Below are 10366 nucleotides of genomic sequence, written 5' to 3' on the forward strand. Positions count from 1 at the left end.
CGGGTAGGGCGTGTACTGGCTTATCAGCACAATAATGCCAATAAGTGCCGGGATCATCGCTTCTTTAATGGCAATATAAGCCGGGTCGAGCTGCAATAAGCTGATGCCGCCGGTCAGCAGCACACTGATAATACCAAGAATCGAGTAAAAGTTGACCTTGCCTGACAGCTTCAGCTCCCATAAGCCAAACAGCAGCGGAAAAGCCAGCGCCACTACTACGCCCCATACCGGGCCAAGGGCATCTTCGCCGCTAAAGCGGCTGAGAATAATGGCCGGTATCGCAATATTAAAAATCATATTACTGAAAAAGCCGGTCTTTCTTGGTTTGGCCGGGCGGGTTGGGGTATGTGCTGGTGTATTCATCGGGCAGTTTACCGATTAAAAAATGATACCGCACTATAGCATGCTGGCGGCCAGTTATTTAAGCCAATACGGCTAATGTCAGCCAGCATGTTTGTCTGAGCAGGGGCTCACTGAGATTATATATGGTAATTTGGTCTTACCAATTGCGTTGCTGCTTTTGTAACCTATCATAGTTGAGTACCAGTTGATAACAGGCTAGGGTGGAGTTATTCGTCATACTTAATCAATCAGATTAGCAAAACAGAGATACTGAAATGGACCATTACGCTGCACTGAAAACCAATGTTGGCTTGCTGGGCACCCAACTGGGCGAGACTATCCGGCAGCAACTGGGCGATGCCGTACTTGAACGGGTAGAACAAATCCGCATGCTCTCCAAAGCCGCGCGCCAGGGCGAAGAGCTGCAGGCCGACAAGCTGAAACAGGTACTGCGAAGCCTGAGCGACGATGAATTATTGCCGGTCGCCCGGGCGTTTGCCCAGTTTTTAAACCTGGCTAACTTAGCTGAGCAGCATCACACCATCAGCCGGATAGGTCACGCTACTATTGAAAAGCCCGAGCCCCTGCAGGAGCTGTTCAGCCTGCTGGAGGAAAAAAAGCTCGATAACGGCAAAGTAAAACAAGCGGTGGCCAATTTATCGATTGAGCTGGTGCTGACTGCGCACCCGACCGAAGTATCGCGGCGCACCCTTATTCATAAGCTGACAGAAATTGCTGGCTGTTTAACCGAGCTGGAGCAGGAATTAACAGCGGCACGCCAGCAAAAAGTTGAGCTGAGGTTAAGCGAACTGATCGCCCAGGCCTGGCATACCAATGAAATTCGTGAGCAGCGGCCTACCCCGGTTGATGAGGCCAAATCGGGCTTTGCGGTAATTGAAAGTTCATTATGGCAGGCGATTCCTGACTTTTTACGGGAGCTGGACCAGAAACTGCTAAGTGCTACCGGTACTGGCCTGGCACCGGATGCTGCGCCGGTGAAGTTTTCATCGTGGATGGGCGGCGATCGGGACGGAAACCCTTTTGTCACCGCCAAAGTGACCCGGCAGGTATTGCTGTTAAGCCGCTGGAAAGCGGCCGATCTATTTATTGCCGATTTAGATATGTTAAGCAATGAATTGTCGATGTATCAGGCCAATGATGCGCTGCGCGAAGCAGCCGGGGATGCCAGTGAGCCGTACCGGGTGGTGCTGAATCAGTTGCAAACCGGCCTGCTACGCAGCCGTGACTGGCTGACTGAGGCCCTGAAACATGACAGATTGCAACGGCCACAGGATTTAATCTGGCATAATCAGCAACTGCTTGAGCCATTGATGCTTTGTTATCAGTCCTTACTCGACTCTGGCATGGCCGTGATCGCCAATGGCCGCTTGCTCGATACCATCCGCCGTGCTTATGCCTTTGGTTTAACGCTGTTAAAACTGGATATCCGCCAGGATGCCGGCCGCCATGCCCAGGTGTTTGCCGAGCTTACCCAGCATCTGGGGCTTGGCGATTACAGCGCCTGGGATGAAAGTGCCCGCCAGGCGTTTTTACTGACTGAGCTGGCTAACCGCAGGCCGTTATTCCCGAAAAACTGGCAGCCTTCTGCCGACGTGCAGGAGGTGCTGGATACCTGCGATATTGTGGCACGCCATGGTAGTGAAGCGCTCAGTACTTATGTGATCTCAATGGCCGGTAAACCGTCTGACGTGCTGGCAGTACAGTTATTGCTAAAAGAAGCCGGTATCAGTTTCCCGATGCCGGTAGCACCGTTATTCGAAACCCTCAGCGATTTACAAAATGCGCCACAGTGTATGCAGAAGTTGCTGAGCATCGACTGGTACCGTGGTTATATCAATGGCCGGCAGGAAGTAATGATAGGCTACTCTGACTCGGCCAAAGATGCCGGTGTGTTAGCCGCTGCCTGGGCACAGTACAGCGCTCAGGAAGCGCTGGTGGCGATTTGCCAGCAGGCTAAAGTGCAACTGACTTTGTTTCACGGGCGTGGTGGTACGATTGGCCGCGGCGGCGGTCCGGCCCATGCCGCGATTTTATCACAGCCGCCGGGGTCACTGGCTGGTGGCTTGCGGGTAACCGAACAGGGCGAGATGATCCGCTTCAAATTTGGTTTGCCAAAACTTGCCGAGCGCAGTCTGGCGTTGTATGCCAGTGCCGTACTGGAAGGCTTGCTGTTACCACCACCGGTGCCAAAACAGCGCTGGCGTGAGCTTATGCAGCAGCTGGCTGATGACTCCTGCGAAGCGTACCGGGCCGTAGTGCGTCATAACACAGATTTTGTTGGCTATTTTCGCGCGGCTACCCCTGAACAGGAGCTGGGTCAGTTGCCGCTTGGCAGCCGGCCGGCGAAACGTAACCCCACTGGCGGTGTTGAGAGCCTGCGGGCGATTCCCTGGCAATTTGCCTGGTCGCAAAACCGCTTAATGTTACCGGCCTGGCTGGGCGCCGGCGCAGCGCTGGCCAAAGTGGTGGAGCAGGATAACACCGCTTTGCTGGATGAAATGCAACAGCAGTGGCCATTTTTCGCCACCCGGCTGTCGATGCTGGAAATGGTGTTTTTAAAAGCCGACTGTGACATAGCGGCCTACTACGACAAGGTTTTGGTACCGGACGAATTACAGCCTCTGGGCCAGCAACTGCGGACCCAGCTGACAGCAGACCGTGACCTGCTGCTTAAGCTTATTCACAGCGATACGTTAATGGCCAAAGAGAGCTGGATCCGCGAATCAATTATGCTGCGTAACACCTATGTTGATCCGCTGCATATTCTGCAGGCTGAGCTGCTGCACCGGGTGCGGCATCAGCCCGAGCGGGTCAATCCGATGATTAGCCGGGCACTGATGGTCAGTATTGCCGGCATTGCTGCCGGCATGCGCAATTCAGGTTAAAGGGCGGTACTGATTGGCGGCTGGTTCGCCACAGTCTCAGTCAGGCTGCTATAGTTAGATCTTAACCGATAACTGATATGCAGCCGGAGGGATAATGCGCCAAGGGTTAGTGCTGGCAGGGCTACTATGGCTGGGGAGTTGCGGCAGCGTGCTGGCGCAACAGGCCGACAGTGAGCAGCTTGCCAGCGAAATAAAGGTGGTGAACGCACCAGAGGATAAAGCAATTGCAGAGCGGCTGAGTAATATCACCGGCGCTATCAGTGGTCTGGAAGGGGTAGAGATCAGTGTGACAGCCGGGGTGATTACCCTGCAGGGCGAGGTCGCCAATGCCCAGCTGAAAAATGAGGTGGCAGCTATCGCCAACCGGCTGGAAGGGGTAGTGCATGTACAGAACCAGCTGCAGGAGCAGCTGGCGGTTCGCTCGCGTTTAGCGCCTGCTGCGGAAAAATTCCGGGAAATGCTCGGTACCACAGTGCAAATGTTACCCTTACTGCTGGTGGCAATATTGGCAGTGGTATTGTTCGCCATGGCGGGCAGCTGGCTGGCAAAACGTAATGTGTTATTGCGCCGCTTTGGGTTGTCTGAGCTTACCACCAATCTCGGAATGCGTTTTATCCGGTTACTGGTGACTGCTATTGGTATCCTGATTGCGTTGGAATTACTGGATGCCACTGCACTGGTCAGCGCTGTGCTGGGAGTCGCCGGGGTTATTGGTATTGCGCTGGGCTTTGCTTTTCGCAATATTGTTGAAAACTATCTGGCGGGTGTGTTACTCAGTACCCGTAATCCTTTTGCTATCGGCGATTTGATTGAAACCGATGGCATGACCGGCAAGGTTATGCTGCTCACGTCCCGCGATACTGTGCTGATGACGCTGGACGGTAACCATGTCCGGATTCCGAACAGTCAGATTATTACCTCACCGATGACAAACTTCAGTCGTAACCCAATGCGCCGGTTTGAGTTTACTGTCGGGGTGTCAGTCGAGTTGGATTTACTGCTGGTGCGGCAACTCGCTATTAGTACCTTGCAGGCAATGCCGGGCATCTTGGCTGAGCCGAGGCCGCGGGTGCTGGTGCTGGAGCTCGGCGACAGTACGGTTAATATCCGGATCCTCGGCTGGATTGATCAGCGCGAAACCGACTTTCTAAAAGCCCGTAGTGAAGCAATACGATTGGTGAAAACAGCCTTTGACGAAGCCGGCATTGAGATGCCAGAGCCGATTTATCGGGTTAATATGGCGCAGACAGATCCGCATCAAAGAGAAAAGCCTAAGCCGAAGCCGAAGCACATGCCTGCAGTGGCTGTTCATGCCGAGCCGGCAGTGGATATCAGTACAGATCACAGTATAGAAGAGCAGTTCAACGACGAGTTACGCCAGTCAGCAGAGGAAAACCTGCTGCCGGCAGTCAGCGATAAAACGGCCGGCAAAAAGCGGGATTAACCGGCAGCCGGTCTAGGCACAAAGTCGAGTACAGTGGCGTTAATACAATAGCGGCGCTGGCCATTCGGGCCATCGGCAAACACATGGCCTAAATGAATACCCGAGACTTTGGCCCGGATTTCAGTGCGGCGCATGCCATAGCGGTTATCGGGCTTTTCGATGACAGCACCGGCTACCGGCTTGGTGAAAGACAGCCAGCCGGTGCCTGAGTCAAAGCGGTCGCGGGTATCAAACAGCGCAGCGCCACTTAATTTATCAATGAAAATACCATCTGGCGTGTTTTTAAAAATCTGATATTCCTTGCAAAATCGCTGATCAGTGGCTTTGTCAAACGCCACATCAAAAGCTTCACTGTCGCCCAGTTTAAATTTGCCGAGCAATAAATAAAATTCGTCTGCGTTAAGAAAACCCTGATGAGCGAATACCTGCTTGCCATCTTCCAGCAGGATAATGGTCGGGGTTGCCCAGGTGGGGCTGCTGATAGCTAACCCCTGCAGCTGGCTGGCAAAGCGGAAATGCAGTGGAATATCGCCCCGATAATCACTGGCCACCTCGGCTTTAAACTTTTCGCAGTAAGGGCAGTAATTCTCTGAGTCTATCACCACGATATGTTTACCAGTTAACAGCGCGCTGTTATCCGCCATGGTGGGTGTTACATTTTTATCGCGGTTAAAGCGTACCCCGGTAGCATGATCCGGGCAGTAACCGTTTGGATTTTTGGCAATATAATCCTGATGATACTCCTCAGCCGGGAAAAAGGTCGTTAGCGGTTTTAGCTGGGTGACAATCTGGCCGTATCCGGCTGCGGTCAGTAGTGGCTGATACTGTTTGACTACCTGCTGGGCCACCGCTGCCTGCGCAGTGCTGTTAGTCAGAATAATGGAGCGATACTGGGTGCCAACATCATTGCCCTGGCGATTAAGCTGGGTTGGATCATGACTTTCAAAGTAATGTTGCAGCAAGGCTTGCAGACTGATTTGCTGCGGATTAAACGTCACTTTGACGACCTCTGCGTGGTTGTCGGGGTTCATTTTGTTGCTGCGTTGGGTAATGGCCTGATAGGTGGGGGCCACACCCCGGCCATCTGCATAGCCGGATACGGCATCCACTACCCCGGGTAATTTTTCATAACGCATCTCGGCGCCCCAGAAACAGCCTGAGCCCAGCACTATGCTGTCCAGCTGAGCGGTCAGCGGCATGTCAGCGGTCAGTTGCTGTGGCGTCACCGCACTTACCGCTCGCTGTTCTTGCGCCGGGGTATTCAGCACCGAAAACACCAGTAAAAAGACGAGTAAAGCGACACAAAAACTCAGGTATTTCATCACATCATCCTGCGGTTGCTCTGGTTAATTAAACAGACCGGCACACTGGCCGCAGGCTTTCAGTGTTTCCGATTTTTCGCCTGTGGCCGCTATGTCTGGCTGGCAAACTGGCGGATCAGAGCCAGCGTTTGTGTGATCTGGCTGCGGCTGATATCCAGATGACATACCCAGCGCAGGCGCATAAATGCGCCCTGTGTTGCCTGATAGCGGCTGGCGGTGACTTTAACGCCGCGCTCAGCCAGATAAGGCAGTAAGCGTTCAGCCAGTGCCGGTACAATGTCAGTAAATACGATATTGGTCTGCGGCGCGATCACCATCAGCGGCTGCAGCGCCGGTATCTGACTGGCCAGCTGGGTCAGGCCATCTGCCAGATAGCGGGCATTGGCATGATCATCAGCCAGCCGGCTGATGTTATTTTTCAGAGCGTACAGACCGGCAGCGGTCAGCACCCCTGTCTGGCGCATGCCCCCGCCCAGCATCTTTCTGATCCGCTTTGCCTGCTGAATAAACAGGTTGGAACCGAGCAGCAATGACCCGACCGGACAACCCAGCCCCTTGGATAAACACAGCGATACCGAATCATAGCCCCGGCAAAGCTCGCGGGCCATTTGCTCAGGGCTCAGCTTGTGCTCGCTGGCCAGCGCAACGGCGGCATTCATCAGGCGGGCGCCGTCGATATGACACAGTAAACCCTGCTCTTTGGCCAGCGCAGCGACATCGCGCATATAGCTTAGCGGCAGTACTTTACCACCGACGGTATTTTCAATAACGATTAACCGGGTGCGGGCAAAATGCGGATCGTCAGGTTTAATAGCACCGGCAATATCGCTAAGCGCCAGGGTACCATCACTTTGTAGCTCAAGCGGTTGCGGCTGAATCGAGCCGAGTACTGCCATGCCGCCTGCTTCCCACTTATAGGTATGCCACTGCTGGCCCACAATGGCCTCATCACCGCGCTGGCAATGGCTCATCATGGCAATTAAGTTGGTCTGGGTGCCGCTGGGGGCAAACAATGCCGCTTCAAACCCCAGCAGCTCAGCGGCGTAGCGCTGCAGCTCCAGCGTAGTCGGGTCGTCGTTAAACACATCGTCGCCCAGTTCGGCATCATGCATTGCCTGGCGCATAGCGACGCTGGGCTTTGTTACGGTATCACTGCGAAAATCGGCCATAGAAAGTTTCTGCTTAATAAGTTCAGGCAGTCAGAATGTGTAATGGCAGGCTAAAACGCCAGCAGGGTAAAAAGCAAGCGCTATACGCTAAAACGCATACTGGCCGGGAAATAAAAAACCGCCTGGATTTAGCCAGACGGTTTTTGCTGATAAAACCGGCTTTGTGCCGGTAACAACCCTAGTAGAAGTTAATTCTGAAGTCGATGCCTAATACCCGTGGCTCGTTAACAAAGCCAGTCAGGTTATTAAAGTCGATGGCACCTTTCAGGTTATGTTCGTCGGTAATGTTGCGACCGAAGAAGCCCACTTCATAGTTGTGCGCATAGTTAAGGTACGCTACCCGCAGACCCGCTTCAAAATTGTTGTCGGTCCTGAATTCAACTGACTCATACAGGAACAGGTTTGTTTTGCCCTGCAACTGGTAATCGGCATAAACGTAAATTTCACCGCTTTCAACCGGGAAGTCGTAGCGGCCATTCAGGGTCAGAATAGTTTCCGGTGCCTGTGGGAACGGATTGCCGTCAATAAACGCCTGGCCATTGCTGTTTACCGGATCCAGCACGGTACACATGCCAGAACCGCAAGGTGCAACGGTCAGGTTATCATCATTAAGCTCGGTTTTGTTATAACTGAAACCACCGCCCAGCGTGAAGTACGGGGTTGCCCGCCAGTCAAAGTCGATCTCAAACCCGTAACCTACGCCCTCATCAGCATTGATTAACTGGTTACCCTGGGTTTCGCCGCCAATCGCCGACAGCTGAATATCGTCTATGGTGTAGTAAAACAAGGCACCGTTTAAGCGCAGGGTGTTGTCGAGTAAATCGGACTTGGCACCCACTTCAAACGAGGTAATGGTTTCGGCATCGGCTACCGATGGCGGAGCTTCAAAGGCAACATCACGCCCCTGAATAGACTGGGCCCGGAAACCTTCAGCCACCCGGGCAAACAGGCTGGTGGTGCGGGTTAAGCGGTAGTTAGTACTGAGCTCCCAGCTGATATTATCGTCAGACACTTTAATTGGGTCATACTGTTGAATAGTTGCATCACCGGTTACCAGTGCAAAACCATTGACGTTTTGCTCACCGACATAAAATGTTTTTTCGTCGTCGGTGTAGCGGATACCGGCAGTGATATCCAGTTTGTCATCGACCTTATACGAGCTCTGACCAAACAGGGCCCAGCTGGTGTTGCCATGAAATACTTCAGTTGCCCCAAAATAACCGTCAATGCTGTTTACCGAAAAGCTGGAATCAAAATAAAACGCCCCGGTCTGCCAGCTAAGCGCATTGTCTGTATCACTGGCCAGCCGGATTTCCTGGGTCACCTGCTTTAAGTCACGCAGCTGATCTTCAGTAACCGCCTGAAACGGAATAAAACCAGGGCCGGTCGGGTTGCCGCCATCAATATCACCAATACCACCACCATCGGCTTTCTCAACCGCTGAAATGCTGGTCAATGTCATATCCTGCAGCGCAAAATCCAGTTTTAACGAGCCACCCCAGGCGTCATAGCTTTGCGGGTTATTGCGCCCGTCGTTATATGCCACCGTGTCGCGGTCATAGTTGTCATTCAGCTCATTGCTGCCCGGGCTTAAAATATTAGCCCGAAACAAGGTTGAAGTACCGTCATAGTCGCGGGCATGCAGGTTCAGTAAGGCATCAAAACCGTCGCCTTCATATAAAAACTGCAGCCGGCCGGCTTTTTCATCGTAGCCGCCCATCACATCTTGTTCGCCGGTAAAGCTGTTGCTAACCCAGTCGTCGCGATGGTTCGACATTAATGACAGTCGGGCTGATAACTCGTCAGTTAAGCCACCGCCAATGGCGCCTTCGACATTTAACATACCCAACGAGCCTATGCTGGTTTTAAAGTAGGCATCGAATTCCTGGCGGGGCTTAACGCTGTCAAACTTAATAATACCGGCAGTGGTATTGCGACCGAATAGCGTGCCTTGCGGGCCGCGGATGACTTCAACTGCCTGCATATCGAATAACGGAAAACTTTTTAAAATAACGTTTTCCATCACCACTTCATCCATAATGATGGATACTGGTTGTGATGCCGCCAGGTCAAAATCGGTATTACCCAGACCGCGGATATAAAAGCGCGGTGCCGCCCGGCCGTTTGAGCTTTCAGCATATAAGCCCGGCACTTTAACCGCCAGTGCGGTAATATCATCACCGCCGGAAAAAATCGCATCTAACCGTTCCTGGCTGATGGTGGCTACCGAGATCGGCACTTCCTGAATGCTCTGGCTACGTTTCTGGGCGGTGACGGTAATGGTTTCCAGCTTATTGTCTTGTTGCTCGCTGTCAGTTTGCTGGGTTTGCGCTGTCGCGGCAACGCTGACAACACCAAATATACCGGCGAAAATCGCCAGATTCAGAGCAGACTTTTTCATGCCTTTCATTAAGTTCAACCTTTATATCATCACTGGGGTGGGGTAAAGGCCAGCCGGAGTGACCACGGCTAACCACAGAATAGTGCCCGGCTAATATAGCATTCTGTCGTAAGTTTTGCTGCATTTGGCGTATTAAAACCGTATTTATCGCAGTTATTTTGAACATTTTGCTGAACTGAAGTAGCGTAGTAATGTCGCGCAGGTACCGGGGGATACACATGTCACAATTAAGCAGATGGCTGACAGTCTGGTTGCCACTGATACTAAGCAGTATGGCGTTGAGTGGTGCGGTCAATGCCAGTAGCAGCGGCTGGCAGCAGGCAAAGCATATCAGAGCTGAACTGATCTCAGAATACCAGACTGTCAGCCCGGGGCAGCGATTTTCGGTACTGCTGCACTTTGAACCCGATCCCGGCTGGCATACTTACTGGCAAAACCCTGGTGATTCCGGTTTGCCTACCAGCATTAGCTGGCAGTTGCCCGAAGGTGTGCAGGCTGGCGCTATTCAGTGGCCTACCCCCCGGGCTTTTGTGATACCGCCCCTGGTGAATTATGGGTTTAGCGGGCAAACGCTGTTATTGTCAGAGCTGAGCGTGCCGGCAGACTATGCCGCCGGCCCTCTGGTCATCAGGGCCGATGTTGACTGGCTGGTCTGTGAGGAAATTTGTATTCCGGCCGATGCCAGCTTTGAATTAACCGTGGCCGTGGCCAGCCAGAGCGAACTGGCGCAAAGCCAGCAGCCATTGTTTGCAAAAGCCCGGGCAGCTCAGCCGCTGAAAACC

At 52.9% G+C, this 10366-nt stretch carries 7 protein-coding genes; 3 read left to right on the plus strand and 4 right to left on the minus strand.

Annotated elements, in window-relative coordinates:
* Nucleotides 1-363 (minus strand): VC0807 family protein (locus R3177_RS09500; RefSeq protein ID WP_318970799.1); only part of this gene is annotated, 363 nt, incomplete at its 3' end.
* Between the two features lie 254 nt (nt 364-617).
* Between R3177_RS09500 and ppc the strand changes: the two genes are divergently transcribed.
* Nucleotides 618-3248: a phosphoenolpyruvate carboxylase gene (ppc, locus tag R3177_RS09505; protein ID WP_318970800.1), complete on the plus strand. Its 2631-nt coding sequence runs from the start codon at nt 618-620 to the stop codon at nt 3246-3248.
* A gap of 94 nt (nt 3249-3342) precedes the next feature.
* Nucleotides 3343-4692, plus strand: a complete 1350-nt coding sequence (locus tag R3177_RS09510; RefSeq protein ID WP_318970801.1) for a mechanosensitive ion channel domain-containing protein — start codon at nt 3343-3345, stop codon at nt 4690-4692.
* Here R3177_RS09510 and msrA read toward each other — a convergent pair.
* The 3 genes from msrA to R3177_RS09525 form a co-directional block, all read right to left on the minus strand.
* Nucleotides 4689-6014: a peptide-methionine (S)-S-oxide reductase MsrA gene (msrA, locus tag R3177_RS09515; RefSeq protein WP_318970802.1), complete on the minus strand. Its 1326-nt coding sequence runs from the start codon at nt 6012-6014 to the stop codon at nt 4689-4691. The genes R3177_RS09510 and msrA overlap by 4 nt on opposite strands.
* 89 nt (nt 6015-6103) lie before the next feature.
* Entirely contained in the window at nt 6104-7183 is a 1080-nt protein-coding gene (gene ltaE, locus R3177_RS09520) for a low-specificity L-threonine aldolase (RefSeq protein ID WP_318970803.1), read from the minus strand.
* Nucleotides 7184-7361: 178 nt separating this feature from the next.
* Nucleotides 7362-9584, minus strand: coding sequence for a TonB-dependent receptor (locus R3177_RS09525; protein ID WP_318970804.1), 2223 nt, complete (start codon nt 9582-9584; stop codon nt 7362-7364).
* A 218-nt stretch (nt 9585-9802) separates the two neighbouring features.
* On the opposite strand from R3177_RS09525, the gene R3177_RS09530 reads away from it, so the two are divergent.
* Nucleotides 9803-10366, plus strand: a 564-nt coding sequence (locus tag R3177_RS09530) for a protein-disulfide reductase DsbD domain-containing protein (RefSeq protein ID WP_318970805.1), incomplete at its 3' end; no start/stop codon positions are given.

It is taken from the genome of Arsukibacterium sp., from assembly GCF_033722355.1.
Classification (GTDB): Bacteria; Pseudomonadota; Gammaproteobacteria; order Enterobacterales; family Alteromonadaceae; genus Alishewanella.